13 protein-coding genes are annotated in these 18,124 nt (G+C 68.0%); 8 read left to right on the top strand and 5 right to left on the bottom strand.

The annotated features are described in order from the left end of the window. The first annotated feature begins 148 nt into the window (after window positions 1–148). From ACTMS9_RS13425 to ACTMS9_RS13410, 4 genes are all read left to right on the top strand, one after another. On the top strand, window positions 149–982 hold the full coding sequence (locus tag ACTMS9_RS13425; protein WP_441165063.1) for a hypothetical protein: 834 nt from the start codon (window positions 149–151) through the stop codon (window positions 980–982). 147 nt (window positions 983–1,129) lie between these two features. Next, window positions 1,130–1,900, top strand: a complete 771-nt coding sequence (locus tag ACTMS9_RS13420) for a hypothetical protein (protein ID WP_441165062.1) — start codon at window positions 1,130–1,132, stop codon at window positions 1,898–1,900. A gap of 63 nt (window positions 1,901–1,963) precedes the next feature. After that, window positions 1,964–6,391: a BREX system serine/threonine kinase PglW gene (gene pglW, locus ACTMS9_RS13415; RefSeq protein ID WP_441165061.1), complete on the top strand. Its 4,428-nt coding sequence runs from the start codon at window positions 1,964–1,966 to the stop codon at window positions 6,389–6,391. Window positions 6,392–6,608: 217 nt separating this feature from the next. After that, on the top strand, window positions 6,609–8,306 hold the full coding sequence (locus ACTMS9_RS13410; protein ID WP_441165060.1) for a toll/interleukin-1 receptor domain-containing protein: 1,698 nt from the start codon (window positions 6,609–6,611) through the stop codon (window positions 8,304–8,306). Here ACTMS9_RS13410 and ACTMS9_RS13405 read toward each other — a convergent pair. The 5 genes from ACTMS9_RS13405 to ACTMS9_RS13385 form a co-directional block, all read right to left on the bottom strand. Continuing rightward, on the bottom strand, window positions 8,303–8,728 hold the full coding sequence (locus ACTMS9_RS13405; RefSeq protein ID WP_441165059.1) for a hypothetical protein: 426 nt from the start codon (window positions 8,726–8,728) through the stop codon (window positions 8,303–8,305). The two genes, ACTMS9_RS13410 and ACTMS9_RS13405, sit on opposite strands and share 4 nt — an antisense overlap. 3 nt (window positions 8,729–8,731) lie before the next feature. After that, a complete protein-coding gene (locus tag ACTMS9_RS13400; protein ID WP_441165058.1) occupies window positions 8,732–9,682 on the bottom strand; it encodes a nucleoside hydrolase in 951 nt (316 codons plus the stop codon). A 28-nt stretch (window positions 9,683–9,710) separates the two neighbouring features. Then, the gene (locus ACTMS9_RS13395; RefSeq protein ID WP_441165057.1) at window positions 9,711–10,445 is read right to left on the bottom strand and encodes a class I SAM-dependent methyltransferase; all 735 of its coding nucleotides are present in this window, start codon (window positions 10,443–10,445) and stop codon (window positions 9,711–9,713) included. Further along, window positions 10,442–11,398, bottom strand: coding sequence for a diiron oxygenase (locus tag ACTMS9_RS13390; protein WP_441165056.1), 957 nt, complete (start codon window positions 11,396–11,398; stop codon window positions 10,442–10,444). The genes ACTMS9_RS13395 and ACTMS9_RS13390 overlap by 4 nt, the downstream gene beginning before the upstream one ends. Before the next feature lie 363 nt (window positions 11,399–11,761). Further along, window positions 11,762–12,040, bottom strand: coding sequence for a DivIVA domain-containing protein (locus tag ACTMS9_RS13385; protein ID WP_441165055.1), 279 nt, complete (start codon window positions 12,038–12,040; stop codon window positions 11,762–11,764). Between the two features lie 319 nt (window positions 12,041–12,359). On the opposite strand from ACTMS9_RS13385, the gene ACTMS9_RS13380 reads away from it, so the two are divergent. The 4 genes from ACTMS9_RS13380 to ACTMS9_RS13365 all read left to right on the top strand — a co-directional run bounded on the left by ACTMS9_RS13380 (window position 12,360) and on the right by ACTMS9_RS13365 (window position 17,994). Next, entirely contained in the window at window positions 12,360–12,599 is a 240-nt protein-coding gene (locus ACTMS9_RS13380; RefSeq protein WP_441165054.1) for a winged helix-turn-helix domain-containing protein, read from the top strand. A gap of 72 nt (window positions 12,600–12,671) precedes the next feature. Further along, window positions 12,672–16,262, top strand: a complete 3,591-nt coding sequence (pglX, locus tag ACTMS9_RS13375) for a BREX-2 system adenine-specific DNA-methyltransferase PglX (protein ID WP_441165053.1) — start codon at window positions 12,672–12,674, stop codon at window positions 16,260–16,262. A gap of 51 nt (window positions 16,263–16,313) precedes the next feature. Further along, the gene (locus ACTMS9_RS13370; protein WP_441165052.1) at window positions 16,314–17,552 is read left to right on the top strand and encodes a hypothetical protein; all 1,239 of its coding nucleotides are present in this window, start codon (window positions 16,314–16,316) and stop codon (window positions 17,550–17,552) included. Between the two features lie 79 nt (window positions 17,553–17,631). After that, on the top strand, window positions 17,632–17,994 hold the full coding sequence (locus tag ACTMS9_RS13365) for a DUF7008 domain-containing protein (protein ID WP_441165051.1): 363 nt from the start codon (window positions 17,632–17,634) through the stop codon (window positions 17,992–17,994). Window positions 17,995–18,124 lie beyond the last annotated feature (130 nt).

Genomic DNA, 18,124 nt, shown 5'->3' with positions numbered 1-18,124 from the left:
TGCCGGCGCCGCCGTGGGTGTACGCGAAAAGCCGATCTTTCGAATACCTGATTTACGCGTCCCGCATGGGTGGGTGGCGCGGTGCAGAGGCGAGTGCAGGCGCCGAGGTCAAGCTGGCCGACTCCTGGGCGACACGGTGTGGGGCTGCATGGCCCACGCCGAGAAGGCGCTGCTCAACGACCGCGGGGCGTTCCTGGCCGGTGAGGACGGGTTGGGGTTGGGGCCGTTTCTGCGGGCTCGGCAGGCGAAGCTGGAGCACCCCCACCGGGAGCTGAGAGCGCCGCACGACGCGGCGGTCCGGAGCACAGATCTCGATCGCCTCCGCGGCACCGCCGCCGACGGGGGGCTCCGGGTCGCACCCTGGCTCTACCCTGCCTCCGGGCGGCAGCCCTGCACCCGAGGAAAAGGGGAGACGATCGTGCCACGCGGATACTGGCGAGACTCCGGCGACGCGATGAGCGCGGAGGACGCCTGGAACATCTGGGCTCCGCACGCCTACGACCTCCTCGTGGAGGTGGCAGGGCGTTACCACGCGGTCATCACCTATGGCGAGGTCGGCAAGGAGGTGCAGGATAGGTCCGAAGTCCGGACCTCCGCGCTCCTGCACAACTGGATCGGTGCTGTCCTGGGCCGGGTTGTGCGTCACGCACATCGCCAGGGTCACCCACCGTTGACGGCGCTGGTTGTGCACAAGGACGACGGCAAAGTCGGCGTCGGGTACGCCGAGGTGTTGCAGGTGGCTGGGCAGCCGCCGGTCGAGGACGAGATGGAACGCGAGCGCCATGCCGCCTCGGCCCGGTTGGACTGCTATCGCTACTTCCAGGCGTCGGGGCTTCCGGTAGACGGTGGAAAGCCTGCTCTCGCGCCGAGGCTCGAGCAGGCCGTGAGACGCCAGCGCCCGATCGTTCCCCAACCTCGCCCCACCTGCCGACGGTGCGGCATCCAGCTCCCGGTGAGCGGAGCCTGCGACTACTGCGACTGACCCCGGTCTGCCGGCCTTGGCTGCGCGGCGATTTCCGGCGTCCGCCGCCGGTACCGGCGGCGGACCGAAATGATCATGGACCTATGATCATCCGCTGCGACGCCGGGCCCGTCCCGGACCAGCAGTTCAGACGAAAGGGGCCGGCCGATGGCGAAGAACGACAGGGAATCACTCGTCACCCGCTTTGACGTCGCCTGGAAAGGGCTCGAATCGGACCTGAAGCACCGTTGGATGAAGCAGACCGGAGGTGGCTCGGGGCAGCAGCAGACCGCGTTCAGCCTGCTGGCCTGGGCGCGGGAGCAGAAGCTGCTCACCACCGACCAGGAACGGTTTCTGGATCGCTGCCGCAGCGTCCGCAACGCCTACGCCCACGTGTCGTTCGAGGGCTACTCGGGTCCGGTCGCGTCGCCGCCGAAGGAGATCGTGGAGCGGTTGGAGAGGATCCTGGGTGCCCTCCGGCATCCCCGGAAGGTCGGCGATATCGCCACCAGGGCCAGCACCTGCCTCCCCACCACGCCGCTTCGTGAGGCGCTGCAGACGATGCATCGGGGCGACTTCTCCCAGCTGCCGTATGAGGACGAGCAGCGTGGCTGGCTCCTGGTGACCAGGGAGCAGGTCGGACGTTGGGCGGAGGCCAAGGCCGAAGCGGATGGCATGGTGCTGCTCGACCTCAGTGTCGCGGTGTCGGAACTTGCCGACCACCCGGAGGTCGGCCCCGTGAGGCCGAGGAACGTCGCCGCGTCGGCCACGCTTACGAGCGCCTTGGCGGAGCTCGAGGCTGCTCTGCATCGACCGGACGACGCTGAGGGTGGTTACCCCCTGGTGCTCGTGACGGGGAAGGGTGGCGCTGCGCCGGTGCAGGTGCTCGCCGTCGACGACCTGCCGCGCGCGTACCAGGAACTGGGGATGATCTGGTGAGACTGACCGATGGACGCCTGCCGGGCGGGCCCGTCCTGGTCACCTGGCCCTAGGATCTCTGCCATGCAGGAGGGCCGGTGGACCACGATCACGCCGTCGCAGTTCGCGCACGAGCGGGAGGCGCTGGCGCACGTCCAGGCGCTGCTGCCGGACACCGAGCCGTACCGGGCGTGGTCCAACTTCACCTTCACCGCACAGACCGGTCACCCCTACGAGGTTGACCTGCTGGTCGCCGGCCCTGGCGGGCTCTACCTGATCGAGATCAAGAGCCTGACCGGCCGGTTGATCTCCAGCGGCTCCAACTGGATCCTGAACGGGCCGAACAAGACCCGGGTCTTCGAGAACCCCCTGCACCTGGCCGACGCGAAGGCGAAGAAGCTCAAGTCGCTGCTCCAGGTCGCCGCCGGACGCCGGAAGGGGGCGAAGGTCCGGATCCCGTTCGTGCAGGCGGCGGTGTTCCTGTCGAGGCCGGGGCTGCACATCGGGCTCTCCGATCATCACCTGCACGGCGTCTACGGGCCCGAGCCGACGCCCGGCCACCAGGCGGGCCAGTTGCCGACCATCGGCTCGTTCCTGCAGCGCCCGCCGCAGGACGAGCAACAGCGGGTCACCAAGGAGATGTCGGCGGCGTTGCCGGACCTGCTGGAAGAGGTCGGCATCGCCCGCAGCCGGCGGCACTACCAGATCGGCGCGTGGGAGCTGGAGCCCCGTCCGTTCGACGTCGGCCCGACCTGGCAGGACCACCAGGCCCGGCACCGCGACCTGGAGCGGGAGCGCCGCCGGGTCCGGATCTACCTGGTCGAGCGCAACGCGGTGCAAGCCGAGCGGGCCAGCATCGAACGCGCCGCCAAGCGCGAGATGCAGGTGCTGCACGGCATCAACCACCCCGGCATCGTCCAGGTCGACTCCATGGAGTCGCACGAGGCCGGGCCGGCGCTGATCTTCCGGTACGACCCGCGCTCGATCCGCCTCGACCACTACATGGCCCAGTACGGCGACCGCCTGGACGCGTTGAGCCGCCTGGCGATGATCCGCCAGCTCGCTGAGACGGTCGCGTACGCGCACCGCCGGCGGTTGCACCATCGCGCGCTGTCGGCACGCAGCGTCCTGGTCAGCCCGGGACGCCAGCGGCGGGGTGGCAGCGAGGACGAGGCGTGGCTGACTCCGCAGCTGCAGATCAGCGACTGGCAGGCGGCGACCCGTGGTGTCGACGGGAGCGGCGGGGGCAGCAGCGGCGATCCGGTCACCCTGTCCACGCACGCGGCCTCGCACATCGAGCGTTCGGCCGAGGCGTACCTCGCGCCGGAGCTGACCGCGCCGAAGCCGGACGCCGTCGCGATGGACGTCTTCGGCCTCGGCGCGTTGAGCTACCTGATCCTGACCGGCCAGCCGCCGGCGGCGAAGCGTGCCGAACTGCTCACCCGGCTCGCGCGGGACAACGGGCTGCGCGCCTCCGCGATCGCCGACGGGATCATCGAGTTCGCCGACGAGCTGATCCAGGCGGCCACCGCCCCGGTGCCGACCCAGCGCCTGACCACGGTGGCCGAGTTCGTCGAGATGCTCCAGGTGGTCGAGGAGGAGCTGACCGCACCCCCGCCGAAGTCGGTGCATCCGGAGGAGCCGGAGCCTGAGCAGGTCGACCCCCTCGAGGCGCGCGGCGGCGACCGGGTCGGCGAGTGGAAGATCGTCCGCAGTCTCGGTACCGGCTCGACCTGCCGGGCGTTCCTCGGCTTCAACGAGCGCACCCGGCGGGAGGAGGTGCTCAAGGTCGGGCTCTCCGACGAGAAGGGCGCCCGCCTGGCCCACGAGGCGAGGGTCCTGGGGCCGCTCACCGACTCGCGGGTGATCCGGCTGGCCCGGCCGGAGCCGCTGCAAATCGGCACCCGCACGGTCGTCGTGCTCGAGCATGCCGGGGACCGCACCCTCGCCCGGAAGCTGCGCGACGACGGCCGGCTCACCGTCGACGAGCTGGAGACCTACAGCGACTACCTGTTCGGCGCCCTCGACTACCTGGAGGGCGAGGGCGTCTACCACCGGGACATCAAGCCCGACAACATCGCCATCCGGGTACGCCCCAACCGCACCAAGCAGCTGGTGCTCTTCGACTTCTCCCTGGCCGGCGTCTCGGTCAAGGAGGTCACCGCCGGCACTCCCCGCTACCTCGACCCGTTCCTCGGCACCGCCACCCGCCCCGGCTACGACAAGCACGCCGAGTGGTACGCCCTCGGGGTCACCCTGCACGAGATGGCCTCCGGCGAGCTGCCCGTCTGGGGTGACGGCGGCACCGAGCCGCAGCTGACCGAGGGCCCGCCGGTGCTGGCCGTCGAGGCCTTCGACCCGGCGATCCGCGACGGCCTGGTGGATTTCCTCCAGCGCGCCCTGCACCGCGACCACCGCCAGCGGTTCGCCTCGCTCAAGGACATGCGTGACGCCTGGCAGCAGGTGTTCCGCCGCTCCGACGCGAGCGCCCCGGTCGGCACCGACCACCCGGAGATCGAGGCCGACGAGCCGGACGAGAAGGCCGCCGAGGCGGCCCGCGACGAGGCCGCCGGCAAGGTGACCCGGGCCACGGCCCTGGAGGCGGCCGGGCTCACCCCGCGCGCGGTCTCCGCCGCCCACCGCCTCGACGCCACCACCGTCGGCGAGCTGCTCACCGTCGCCAACAAGCTCGCCCACCTGCCCGGCCTGGGCGCCAAGACCCGGCAGGAGCTGCAGCGTCGGGTGAAGGAGTGGCGCGGCCGGCTGGGGGAGCGGGAGACCATCCCCACCACGCCCGCCGCCCGCAAGGCCGCGACGGAGGAGGTGGCCTCCGAGGCCGCCGCCGGGGACGGCGACCCCGATCTGGTACGCGTCGGACTGGACGCGATCGCCACGCTGCTCGTCCCGGCCAGCCGTAACCCCAACGACGTCGAGGCCACCCGGCTGGCGCTGCACCTGCCCGACCCCACCGGAGCCCTGCCGGACCTGCCGCTGTGGCCGCAGCACCCGCAGGTGGCCAAGCCGCTCGGTGTCACTCCCGCCCGGATCGCGCAGATCCTCGGCAAGCAGCGCAAGCGCTGGAACGACATCCCAGTGGTCGGCAGCGTGCGTACCCAGATCATCGAGCTGCTGCGCGACGGCGGCCGGGTGATGGGCGTCGCCGAGCTGGCCGCGGCCCTGCTGAGCAGCCGCGGCTCGGTGCGTACCGGGGATGCGCTGCGGCTCGCGGTGGCGGTCGCCGCGGTGCGGGCCGCCGTGGAGGTCGACGCGCTCGCCGAGGAGCCGCGCCTGCTGCTGCGCCGGCATGCCCGCGCCGACATCAACGGCAAGCCACACCCGCGCGGTGACCGGCTGCTGGTGGCCCTGGAAGCAGGAGAGGACGACGCGCCGGACACCCCGGCCGCGCCGGCGCTGCTCGACTACGCCGACGCGCTCGGCAAGGCCGCCGACAAGCTCGCCGCCAGCGAGGTGCTGCCCAGTCCGGCGACGGTGCTGCGTACCCTCGCGGCGGTCACCGCGCCCGGCGGCGCGGCCGACGTCATCGACGAGCGGCGACGCGTGCTGCTCGCCGCGGCGGCCTCGGAGCGCGCCGCCGCGACCGCGCGGCTGGAGCTCTACCCGCGCGACCTCGATCCGGTCCGCGCATTGCGGTTGGCCCAGGCCGGCGTGGTGCCTCCGGCGGCCTCGCCCGAGGGGGGCCGCGGGCTGACGCCGGAGCAGGTGACCCAGCGGGTACGGACGCGCTTCCCGGAACTGGACCCGCTGCCTCCGCACCCAAAGCTGGACCGGCTGCTCGCCGAAGCCGGCTTCGAGCTGCGCTGGGACCGCGACCGGTACGTCCCGTTGCCGCCCCGCAACGCCTCGTCCTCCATGTCGATCATGCAGCGGCGCCCGTCGGTGACCGTCGCGCCGAGCCGATGGACGGCCGAGTCGCCGGAGCTGGCGGCGGCGATGCGGGCCGAGGAACGGCTGACCGGCGCGAGGTCCGCGGGCGGGTTCCGGGCACTGACGGTACGACTGTCCCGGTACGGCCTGGCGCGGGAGGAGCTGGCCCGGCGCTTCGACGCCCGGCCGGTCAACGTGGCGGCCCGCTTCCTCGACCACCTGCACGCCCTGGTCGACGCGCACCCCAAGCCGACGTGGGAGACGGTGGTCGGGGCGGACATCGCGCCGCCCGGCTCCCGGGGGGCGATCAAGCTGGGCGAGTACGTCGAGCGGGCGTGGCAGTTGGCCGCGCCGCAGCTGCGCGCCGAGCTGTCAGCCGAGGCGGGGCCGGTGCTGCTGCACGACGCGGCGGTACTGGCGCGGTACCGGGCGATGGAGCGGCTCTACGAGCTGGCCGACGCGGCGCGGAGCGGGGCCGGGGATGTGTGGGTGCTCTGTCCGATGGAGGATCCGGCCCTGCTTCCCAAACTGGACGGTGCGGTGGTGCGGGTGGGCGACAACGAGTGGATCGCCCTGCCGGACGCCTGGGTCGCCAACGCCCACCGCAGCACAGTCGAGGTCGGTTGAAACTGCCTAAGGACCCGACCGGCCTCTACTATGGCTGAAGGGCAAGGCCTTTAAAGATCACGAAACCGCTCCTGAGGAAACTGCTCGGAATTGACCGGGATGGCGGGCACGCCAGCCCTCCGCCCGGCCAAGCCGGGTGGACTCGTCGCCGGCCTTAGTGGTCAGCTCAGATATGGCGGCGGCGCCGATGCGACTCCATCGTGTTCGAGGGGATGGCATGGAGGCCGAGGCAACCATCGCAGAGCAATTGCAGACAGCGGATCCCGTCCCGTCGGCGCCGATTACGCCGAGCGTCTGGCTGCAGCGGATCCTGATTGAGGCGGACTGTTCGAAAGCCGCCTTGGCGCGGATGATCGGGCGCTCCCGGGAAGAGGTCACCCGGTGGGCATCGGGCCGGGAACAGATTCCCCGCGGCCACCTGGGAGAGATCGCCAGCAACTTGGCCGGGCCGCGCGAGATCGACTATGTTCTTCGCCTGAAGGACTGCGAAGACTACACCGATCGGCTCAAGCGCGAGGCGGACCGGTTCGCAAAGCTAGCGCAGGTCGCGCCGGATGTCGTGACCGGCGCCATGCTGCGATCGATGGACGCGGCCATGAAGTCGGTGCACCTCGATGGGACCTCGCAGGCGCTGGATTGGATCGACAACCTCTCCGCCGCCACCTTCGTGCTCCGGATCTGGAGCGGTTTCCTGCGCGACGGCGCCGTCAACAACAACCTGATCGACTGCGAAAATGTCCCGCGTCACTTGCAGTATCCGGTCAACCTGTTCTTCGGCACCCTGCTCGACCTTCCCGGGCCAGGCCGGGAGATCTCGATAAGCCGTGCGGTCGGGCTCGCCGAGTTGCGACGTCTCGTCAACGGCGCCGCCGAGGCCGAGGCCGTGCCGCTCATCCGGCAACACGCGCTGCACCTGCTCGGGCGGTACGGCGACGAGGCCGACCGCGCGATGGTCAGCGAGATCGTGAGCGGAAACATCCGCTCCGCCGACGCGTTGAGCCGCAAGCTCGGCTACTGCGGGTTGATGATGGCGTCGGAGAACGGGCGGGAAGTCGCCGACCGATTCGTCTATCACCTCAGCCGGGACAAGGAACTCGCGGACATCGACCTGGCGTTCGACGCCACGCACTACCGAGACCTGCGGCTCGGCCACGATCGTTCCCTGCAGCGCCCGGCGCCCGGCATGGTCAACCTCGCCACCAACATCGCGAAGCACTATGAGAACCCGGCGCGGTACGCTCCGCTCGCGGACGCCGATGCGTTCCGCATGATGAAAATCATCGAACTGGGGGGGCTCGCCCCGCTGGGTTCCGAGGTCGCCCAGATGTTTCGGGCCTGCCTCGACGCCGGGCTGATACCCCGGGAGGGCGGGACTTTCACCCGCTTGCTGCGCAGCACCTTGGCCGCAGAGTTGGCCGAGCTGCCGCCGGCGGGGGGTCTGAGTCAAGAAGAACCCTCCGCGCCCGCACCCGCGACCGGCACGAAGAGGCCCGCAACGGCCCGGGTGGACGCCTTCTTGGCGTACCACTCGTCGGATGTGAACATGGTCCGGCGGATCGCTACCGAGCTCAAGAAACTCAACGCCCGTTGCTGGTTCGACAGGGACGACCTGCTACCTGGCCAGCTGGTGCAGGACGCATTGGAGGCGGCCTTGCAGAATTGCCGGTCGACAGTGGTGTTCATCGGCGCCGAGGGCCTGGGCCCGTGGGAAAGGTTCGAGTACCGGCACGCCGTGTCCACCGCTGTGTACAACGGCCAGGCCATCATCCCCGTGCTCCTCAACGGCCCGCGCTTTCCGGCCGACGCTCCCGCGTTCATCCGGCAGTTTTACGCAGTCCACGTAGATGACGGAAGCACGCCGGCCGCTATCGCCAGAAAGATCCACGCCGGCATCAAGGCCGCGGTCGGCCTCTAACCGACAACGACCGTGACTGCGAGCAGGACCACCAGTAGCAGGATGAGCGGGGCGTAGAACAGCAACACGGAGGTCGAGGTTGCTGCCGACAGCAACGTTTCTCGCGACGCGTACGGGCTCAGGTCCATGGACATCGACGGAACCTGCGAATCCGGTCGGCACGCGTCCTCGTAGAGGCGGCGAAATTTCCGCTCGCTGGCGAGAAAGTAGCTGTCCAACAGCCAGAAGGCCAAGACGGGGACAAGCGCGGCAGCGGCAAGCCTAGGCTGAAACCTCGTAGCCAGGATCGCGAGGAACGCCGCCAAAATGGTCAACGACCAGCCGCGCACCAGCAACGAACTGTTCGCCAGTCGCCCCACAACGGCCTGGATGAACTCCAAGTGCTTCAAGCGGTCCGTGCCGATCTGACTGGAATCGTTCATCTGTCATCTCCGGTCATCTCTGGTAGCAGGCTGGCCTATTCGGGCTAGCGAGGAGAGCATCATCGACCAGAAGCGGTCGACATCGATTCCGACCCCGACCTGGACCAGAGGCGCGCCGGGCAGCCTCAGGCTGAAATCGGTGACGGTGGCGCCTTTGGTGTATTGTCCGGTCCGCTCGATGCCGACGTGGGCCGGGCGAGTTTCCAGTATGCCGCGATCGATGACGTAGGCGAGAGCGCACGGGTCGTGTAGCGGGGGGAGCGGCATGCCTTCCACCTCGGCATATCGGGCGCCCAGGAAGCGCAGTAACGCCACCGCGAACCGAGCGGGCTCGGTAGCGATCGCTGAGATCCGCTCGAGGACTTGAGCCGTGACCAGCACTTGATGGGTGACGTCGAGTCCCACCATAACGACATCCCACTCCGCAGCGAGCACTGTGGCCGTGGCCGCCGGGTCCGCGTAGACGTTGAACTCCGCCACCGGCGTGATGTTGCCGGTCGTGTAGGAGCCGCCCATCAGCACGACCTCGTGCGCCCGACTCGCTATCGCCGGCTCTTCCGTGAGCGCGGCAGCGAGGTTGGTCGCTGGGCCGGTCGCGACGATGGTCAACTCGCCGGGCTCGGAGCCCATGATGAGATCGATCATGAGGTCCACGGCGTGCCGGTCAGCGAGCGGCACATCCGGCCTGGGCAGGTGAGGACCGTCCAGGCCGGAGACGCCATGAATGTGGGCGGCATCGATGCGTGTGCCGCTGATCGGCTCTGCGCAGCCGGCCGCGATGGGCACGTCTCGCATCCCGATCACGGTGGCGACAACTTGAGCGTTTCTGGACGTCCTTTCGATCCCTCGGTTGCCGGCCACCGTGGTCACGGCCGCGAGTTCGATTTCCGCGCAGCCGTGAGCCAACATCATCGCGAGGGCGTCGTCATGGCCCGGATCGCAGTCGAGGATCACTCGCCTCTTGCCCGACAAGTGCGGACGCCTACGATTTCGGAACCCAGAGGGCGGCCACGGTGTGCCGGAGATACTCCCGGCCATGCATGATCCCCATCTTGCGCTTGTGCCATGTCATAGACAGCTCGAAGAAGTCCGAGAATTCGGCGAGGAACTGCGCGGTGGACAGCAGAATGTTACCGACCCGGGCGTGTGGGTCGTAGGTGAGCGCCACCGAACTGCCTTGTTCGTCGCCGTCAAGCCGGGGGCACTGCGCATAGTAGCCATCCTGATCAGTGGCGAGCGACACGATCAGGACGCCGTCGGGACGCAGGACCCGCCGCATCTCTTCGCGGTACTTCCGGCGCTGCTCGTCGCCGAGCTGATGGAAGTACACGAAGATGTCGGTCAGCAGACCGCAGGTGTTGTCCGCCACCGGAAGCGGATCGGTCACACTGCCCTCGACGAACTTGACCTGATCGGCTCCGGGTCGGCTGCGGGCGATGCTCAAGGCGGCGGGGGAAAAGTCGATTCCAGTCACCGAGTAGCCGGAGCGTGCAAGTGCCAGAGCATTACGACCGGTCCCGCACCCGAGATCCAGTGCTTGCTCGTTGGCCTTGGTGACGAAGCCAACGTTGGCGAGCGCCCATTGAACCACTCCGGATGGCTCATCTCGATGGCTGGACGGGATTCCCTGCTTCCCGTACTCGTCGTTCCAGGCCGTCGCGTAGGTTTCGTTTGTCAACTCTCTTCTCCAGATCAGAATTGTGAACGGTAACGTCACGCCGCAAGTATCGGCGGGTCGATCAGCCCGAGGTCCGCATAATGATCGACGGCTTCCGGATAATCCAGAACGCCGGTGCGGCGTAGCAGCGCCATCGTGGCACGAGACGCGCGACGCGCGTCAACAGTGAGGTCGCCATCCCCGAGTGACTCGTAGGCGATCCGGCGTGCCAGGCTATCAGTGAAACCGGAGGCGACGAGGCTTCCGATCTGAGCCGGCACGTCGGGCATCAGGAAATCGATCACGAAGTCGCCGTACATTGGCGCCAGGGTACGGCGCTCCGACTCGCTCAGCCGCGGCCAGACATATTCGTGAACCTTGGCGAAGAATGCGTGGTGGTGCCGCTCGTCGTCGGCGTGGTCTGCGATGGACTCCCGAATGATGGAGATGACCGTCGGATCGCTCGGAATCTTGGACAGCGTGCCGGAGATCAGGGTTTCCGACACAGTGGCAGCAGCCAGCATGATCAGTCGTGGATCGATGCTCTTGCGCTGCTGCAACAGGTTGACCAGGCCGACCTGAAACCGGTGCCGCGACTGTCGAAGGTAGCGAACACCCGAGGCCGCTTCGATTTGGAGATTCAAATCTACAGACGACAGGGCGTGATACGCCTCGTCGACATAGATCCGGTAGGCGTCCAACCGCATGACGTTCGGCAGATCCGCTCCGGCCTCACCTTTGGACAATGCGACCAGAACCGGGTTGACGATTTCCTGCTCCAGCACCGTCGTGAAGTCGAGATAGAGATAGAGGCGGCGGACAAGGATCTCGTTGACCTGGCTCTGGCGCCGCCCTCGCACCAGCCGGTGGGATGCGACCGGAGTCAGATCGATGGGGTAAGGCACCTTGCCGCCCTGTATCTCGTCAAGGATGCGACGCGGTTTGGAACGCACGCTGCTGCGCGAGTCCCAGTCACGAAGCACCGAGCCGTGGTTCGCCGGGTCACCGTCCATCGGAGCCACCTCGATCCAGTCTTCAGGTTGTGACCACAGTGGCAGATGGGCACCCTTCGCGTAAGCGGGAGAGTTTTCTCCCTCCCCCAGGAGAGACTCCTCCCTGGCTGGGGACGGACGCTGCGGTGAGCCCTGGCGTCGGGGCGGGGGCGGGGCGGAGGCCGGCGAGTTGGACGTAGATCTCGCGTTTGGCGGTCGCCTCGCCGCGCCGGTTGAGCACGTAGCCGGTCAGCCAGATCCACCCGTGGTACGTCGGTTGGTCGGACACCGAGACGACGCGGAAGGTCAGCGCGCGGTCGCCGGCGAACTGCACCGAGGCGCGGCCGTGAACGAGCAGCAGGTCGCCGGGGGTGGGGCGCGCGGTCACCAGGGGCCGGAGTTCGGTGGCCGGCACTCGCGGGCGTGCATGGCCTGCCAGTCGCGAAGCGCCCGCTTGAGCCGGTCGTTCTCCTGGCTGAGCATCCGTACCTCCTGGTGGAGGTCGGTCAGCTCGTCGGCGACCTGGGCCTGGAACTCGCGTACCTGATCGGGGTCGGCGCCACGGCGGCGCGGGTCGAAGGTGCGGGTCCGCACCTCCTGTGGGGTCAACCGGGCCGGGCGACCGGTCCCGTAGAGCTGGCCACCTCGATACACCTGGGCCACGTCGTTCCTTTCCTGGGCAGGCGGGAGCGGGGAAGGTCCTTGCGGTGGGTCTGGAAGGGCGGGCCGTCCGCACGCCGGCCGCGGGCGGCCCGCCCGCTCCGCCGCCGCAGCTCAGATCAGCGGTACGACCGCGGAGCAGTCCGGTGGGTCGGGACGGGCATGTGCACCCGCCCCGACCAGGGGGATCACCTCTGTGCCTTGTTGCCACGCAAGGGGAGAGGCAGAAGCCAACTTAGCTGTCCAAGTCGTCTTAGTCAAACGTAGAGTTGTTGACGGGTGTCCTTGCGTGATCGAATTGGCGTGCCACGCAGGGGGAGTCATGCCGATTACCGCCGACTACATCCGTATTGCCGACGAGATCGTCGCCGACATCAGGGCGAAGAAGCTCAAGCCGGGGGACAAGCTGCCCTCGATCGCCCAGCTCGCCGCAACGCACAAGGTCAGTCCGTCGACGGTCAAGCAGGTCTACGTCCGGCTGGAAGCGCTGCGCGTGATCTGGCGGCACCAGGGCAAGGGCATCTTCGTCAACGATCCAAAGCTCTGGATGCGGGAGCCGTAGGTAGCGACCCGTCGGCCAGATTGGGCCTTACGGGTACCCCCGTCCCGTCCACGGGACGACTAGAGTCGTCGCGTGATCGACCGGAAGCTGCTCTTGTCCGACCTGCAGAAGCAGGTCAAGAACCTGGAAAAGGACCTGCGGGAGCAGGCCGAGTCGGTCGAGGAGGTGCGCCTCCGCCTGCGTGGCGAGTATGACCACGCCTTCAAGGTCGGGCGTACCGCCGCCACCTGGGCGGCCTGGCGGGACGAGCGCGTCACCCAAGTCGCCGTCGCCTGGGTGCTCGGCACCGTCTTCGTACGCTTCTGCGAGGACAACGGCCTACTGCCCGACCCCTACCTGGCCGGGCCGGGGGACCGGCTGGTGCTGGCCGAGGAGGCTGAGGCCCAGTTCTTCCGCGACCGGCCCGAGGAAACCCTGCGCGGCTGGCTGGAGCAGGGCTTCGACGCCATCGCCACCACCCAGGCCGGCAAGTCGCTCTTCGACAAGCGGCACAACCCGCTCTACCAGATCCCGCTGTCCCATGACGCGGCCAAGGAGCTGATCGGCTTCTGGCGCCGGCGCGGTGAGGCCGGTGGTCTGGTGCACGACTTCGCCAACCCGGAGTGGGACACCCGCTTCCTCGGCGACCTCTACCAGGACCTGTCCGAGGCGGCCCGCAAGACCTACGCCCTGCTCCAGACGCCAGAGTTCGTCGAGGAGTTCATCCTCGACTTGACGCTCACCCCGGCGATCGACGAGTTCGGCCACGACGTGGTGAAGATGATCGACCCGACCTGCGGCTCGGGCCACTTCGTCCTCGGTGCCTTCCGCCGCCTGCTGAAGGAGTGGGAGCAGCACGCCCCGAACCGCGATCCGCACGAGCGCGTGCGCCTCGCCCTCGACGCCGTGCACGGCGTTGACATCAACCCGTTCGCGGTGGCCATCGCACGCTTTCGCCTCTTGGTCGCTGCCCTTTGCGCCTGCGATATCAAAACCCTCAGCGACTCGGCGGGTCATGTGTTCCCGCTTCACTTAGGGGTGGGTGACTCCCTCATCAAGAGCCGCCAACTCCTCCTCTTCGGTGATGAGTTCGACGAGATCGCCCGCCTTCAGTACAGCACCGAGGACGTGCAGGATCACCCGGGCATACTTGCAGATGGTCGCTACCACGTAGTGGTTGGCAATCCGCCCTACATCAGTGTCAAAGACAAGTCTCTCAACGATCTTTATCGCCAAATGTATAGTGCGTGCGCAGGTATCTACGCCCTCTCAGTGCCATTTGCCCAACGCTTCTTTCAGTTGGCCACGCAGGCCGACGGCAATGGCAGGGGAGCCGGTTATGTCGGTCAGATTACCGCGAACTCGTTCGCGAAGCGCGAGTTCGGCAAGAGGCTGATCGAGCAGTTCTTTGGTCACGAGGTGGACTTGACGCATGTCATTGACACTTCAGGCGCATACATTCCGGGCCATGGCACTCCTACAGTTATTTTGGCCGGACGTCACCGCAAGCCACGGCCGGAGGCAACCGTTCGCGCAGTAATGGGAATCCGTGGGGAGCCAACGCCACCACGGGATCCGAGCCAAGGCCTTGTTTGGACAGCTGTCGTCTCTCAGATCGACGTGCCGGGCTCTGAAAGTGATTGGTTGAGTGTCAGCAACATCGAGCGGTCTCGGTTGAGGCGACACCCTTGGAGCTTGAGCGGGGGCGGTGCCGCAGAGCTTGTTGGAGCCTTGGAGGGCTCCGCTGCAGCCAATATAGGGATCAAGGCCAAGCGCGTCGGGCTATTCGGTGATACTCACGCCGACGAGGCCTTCACCCTGCCAGTATCGGGGCCGTTGGGGCGGAATGGATCTGCGCTGCTGGCAAGGCAGGCGCACCGCGGCGAACAAGTGCGTGACTGGGGGACTGACGGCTTTGATCTTATGGTGATGCCATATTCAGAATCAAGAGATCTGTTAGACGCTGCCGCGCTCAAAGAGACGTTTGTTTGCCACTATTGGCCGTTAAGGACGGAACTCTGGCGACGTGGCACCTTCGGCGGTGGCACTTATCAGAGCGACGGGCGCATGTGGTGGGAATGGCACCAGTTCCCTAAGGATGCAGATGCTCATCCATGGACGATTGCTTTCGGAGAAATTGCTACACAGAATCACTTCATGCTTGACCGTAGTGGAAAGATCTTCAACCGCACTGCTCCAATTATCAAACTTCCGCAGAGTGCGAGCGAAGACGAGCACTTGGGCTTGCTTGGTGTTCTCAATAGCTCAACCGGATGTTTCTGGCTGAAGCAGGTTTGTCAGCCAAAGGGCGGCAGCGGGATCGGTCGGGGTGTGCAGGACGAAGCATGGGAAGGTCGGCACCAGTTCAACGGGAGTAATATCGAGAGGTTTCCGCTGTCTGAGGCGTACCCCCTTGGCTTGAGTCGGGATATGGAAGGGCTGGCGCAGCGGCTCGCCACGGTGAGCCCGGCGGCGGTCGTGGCTTCTGGCGTGCCCACCCGCGAGCGGCTCGACGCCGCGAAGCGGGAGTGGCACTCGATTCGGGCACGGATGATCGCGTTGCAGGAGGAGTTGGACTGGCAGGTCTACTCCCTCTACGGGCTGCTCGACGAGGAGTTGACGGCTCCCGCCGGCTCGGTGCCGGAGTTGAAGCTGGGGGAGCGGGCGTTCGAGATCGTGCTCGCCCGCAAGATGGCCACCGGTGAGGCGGAGACGCAGTGGTTCGCCCGGCACGGGTCGACGCCCATCACGGAGCTGCCGGCGCACTGGTCGGACGAGTACCGGGCGGTGGTGGAGCGGCGGATCGCGGTCATCGAGGGCAACCGCAACATCGGGCTGATCGAGCGGCCGGAGTGCAAGCGGCGGTGGGCCAGCGAGGGCTGGGACGTCATGCAGGCGAAGGCGCTGCGCGGCTGGCTGCTGGACCGGTGCGAGGTGCGAGAGCTGTGGTACCAGCACGTCGACGGGCTGGAGCAGCCGCGTCCGCTGACCACCGCCCAGCTCGCCGACGAGCTGCGCCGCGACGACGACGTGCTCACCGTCGCCAACCTCTACGCGCCCGGTCAGGATCTCGGCAAGGTGATCGCCGACCTGGTCGCCGACGAGCACGTGCCGCACCTGGCCGCGCTGCGCTACAAGGACTCCGGCCTGAGCAAGCGGGCCGACTGGGAGCAGGTGTGGGACCTGCAGCGGCAGGAGGACGCGCTGCCCGACGAGGCGGCGAAGCGGGAGTTCCGCAAGCAGATCCCGGTGCCGCCGAAGTACACCTCGGCGGACTTCCTCAAGGGCAGCTTCTGGAAGCACCGGGGCAAGCTCGACGTACCCAAGGAGCGCTTCGTCTCGTACCCGGGTGCCAGCCGCGACGGTGACCCGTCGCTGCTGGTCGGCTGGGCCGGCTGGGACCACCGCGAGCAGGCCCAGGCCCTGGCCACCCTGATCGTCGCCCGCGAGCAGGAGGACGGCTGGGCCGCCGACCGGCTGCTGCCGCTGGTCGCGGGGTTGCGCGAGATCCTGCCCTGGGTACGCCAGTGGCACGGCGAGTTCGACCCGGAGTGGGGTGCCTCGCCGGCGGACATCTACGCCGGCTTCCTCGCCGAGACCACCAACCGCCTCCACCTCACCGACGAGGCGCTCACCTCGTGGCGCCCGCCGAAGGCCACCCGTGGCCGTAGAGCGAAGCAGTGAACAGAGCAGAGGGCGTCGCTGCTCACCCCGCCCGCACGTCAGGAGCCGACAATGGGTAACGAGATTCAGCTGATCAGTGACGGCGACGGGCTGGCAGTCATCGGGGATCCGGCGGCTGTCGAACGCTTCCTCGTCTCCGAGGGACTGCCGTCGAAGGACCTCGGAATGCCACGGCTCGGCTCCGTCCTCAAAGCCGGGTCTACCGCCGCACAGATCGGTTCCGAGATTGCCGCCAACTCCGGCCGCTGGGTGCAGCTGACCAAGGAGTCCGCAGAGCTTGTCCAGAAGTATGGGCTGATGCAGAGCAAGACTCCCGGCGTCAGCCATGCGATGGTGGGGCAGCCGGGCTCGATCCAGTCATGGCTCCAGATCTCGAAGGGGCCGGCGGCGATCGCGGGCAACCCGGCGGTGCTGGCCGGCGCCGCGGGGATCATGGCGCAGCTTGCCATGCAACAGAGCATGAAGGAGATCACCGACTATCTCGCCACCATCGACGAGAAGGTCGACGATGTGCTGCGCGCCCAGAAGGATGCGGTGCTGGCCCGCATGATCGGTGTCGGCTTCGTTATCGAGGAGGCCATGACCATCCGAGAGGCGAGGGGCCGGGTCGACGAGGTCACGTGGTCGAAGGTGCAGGGCGCGCCGGCGACGATCGCAGAAACCCAGGCGTACGCGTTGCGTCAACTCGACGCACTCGCGGAGAAGCTGGAGCGCAAGACCACGATCGGTGATCTCGCCAAGGCGGCCAAGGAAGCAGAGTCCAAGGGACAGGAGTGGCTCGTCGTCTTGGCTCGCTGCTTCCAGCTGCAGGACGCGATCGCTGTGCTTGAACTCGACCGGGTGCTGGACGCGTCGCCGGGGGAGTTGGACGGGCATCGCCTCGGGCTGAGGGCTGCCCGGCAGAACCGGCTGGAACTCATCTCCCGGTGCACCGAGCGCCTGGTGGCCCGGATGGACGCGGCTGCGGGCAGAGCCAACGCCAAGGTGCTGCTGAATCCGATGGACTCCCCGGCTGTGGTGAAGTCGAGCAACAGTGTCTCGATCGCCATCGTCGAGTTCCACGGGCGGCTGGGGATCGAGGGCGATCGACAGTCATCGGAGGCGAGACGATGGACGGACGCGGCCATCGAGGCGAGGGACAAGGCGCTCGAGACAGGAGCAGACGGCGTTGGTGTCGCGAAGCGTCTCGGCAACGAGACCCTCGGCCGGGCCAGATGGGCGACGGGCAAGCTCTCCAGCCGGATCGCCGAGCGAGCGCTCCGCCAGCGCGGGGACGACAAGGAAGAGTGAGTGGGCGCCGACCGTCAGCCACGCGGGCTCTCCGATGGGACTGCAGGCTCCGCCCGCACCCTCGATTGCGGTAAGCGCGATGTGGGACCGGTTCGTGTCGTACCCGGGCGCCAGCCGCGACGGTGACCCGTCGCTGCTGGTCGGCTGGGCCGGCTGGGACCACCGCGAGCAGGCCCAGGCCCTGGCCACCCTGATCGTCGCCCGTGAGCAGGAGGACGGCTGGGCCGCCGACCGGCTGTTGCCGCTGGTCGCGGGGTTGCGGGAGATCCTTCCCTGGGTACGCCAGTGGCACGGCGAGTTCGACCCGGAGTGGGGCGCCTCGCCAGCGGACATCTACGCCGGCTTCCTCGCCGAGACCACCAACCGCCTCCACCTCACCGACGAGGCGTTGACGTCGTGGCGCCCGCCGAAGGCCACCCGCGGCCGTAAGGCCCGCCAGTAAGCACTGAAGACGACGTGCCGGTCGACTGACCGACCGGCCAGATCCTGAACACTGGGAGCCGCGCCGCAGGCGGGGTGACTGCCAGGGTGGCGCAGCTCGTGACCGGACAGGTTGGTGCTACGGGGAGGCA

The organism is Micromonospora sp. L31 (assembly GCF_052068075.1).
In the GTDB taxonomy this organism is placed as follows: domain Bacteria; phylum Actinomycetota; class Actinomycetes; order Mycobacteriales; family Micromonosporaceae; genus Micromonospora; species Micromonospora purpureochromogenes.
The sequence above is the reverse complement of the archived record's forward strand: the minus strand, read 5'-3'. Positions and strand labels throughout refer to the sequence as shown.

Excerpts from the sequence above, each read along its gene's own strand:
- ACTMS9_RS13425 (WP_441165063.1), top strand. The coding sequence starts at position 149 with ATGGCCCACGCCGAGAAGGCGCTGCTCAACGACCGCGGGGCGTTCCTG.
- ACTMS9_RS13420 (WP_441165062.1), top strand. The coding sequence starts at position 1,130 with ATGGCGAAGAACGACAGGGAATCACTCGTCACCCGCTTTGACGTCGCC.
- pglW (WP_441165061.1), top strand. The coding sequence starts at position 1,964 with ATGCAGGAGGGCCGGTGGACCACGATCACGCCGTCGCAGTTCGCGCAC.
- ACTMS9_RS13410 (WP_441165060.1), top strand. The coding sequence starts at position 6,609 with ATGGAGGCCGAGGCAACCATCGCAGAGCAATTGCAGACAGCGGATCCC.
- ACTMS9_RS13405 (WP_441165059.1), bottom strand. The coding sequence starts at position 8,728 with ATGAACGATTCCAGTCAGATCGGCACGGACCGCTTGAAGCACTTGGAG.
- ACTMS9_RS13390 (WP_441165056.1), bottom strand. The coding sequence starts at position 11,398 with ATGGACGGTGACCCGGCGAACCACGGCTCGGTGCTTCGTGACTGGGAC.
- ACTMS9_RS13380 (WP_441165054.1), top strand. The coding sequence starts at position 12,360 with ATGCCGATTACCGCCGACTACATCCGTATTGCCGACGAGATCGTCGCC.
- ACTMS9_RS13370 (WP_441165052.1), top strand. The coding sequence starts at position 16,314 with ATGGGTAACGAGATTCAGCTGATCAGTGACGGCGACGGGCTGGCAGTC.
- ACTMS9_RS13365 (WP_441165051.1), top strand. The coding sequence starts at position 17,632 with ATGTGGGACCGGTTCGTGTCGTACCCGGGCGCCAGCCGCGACGGTGAC.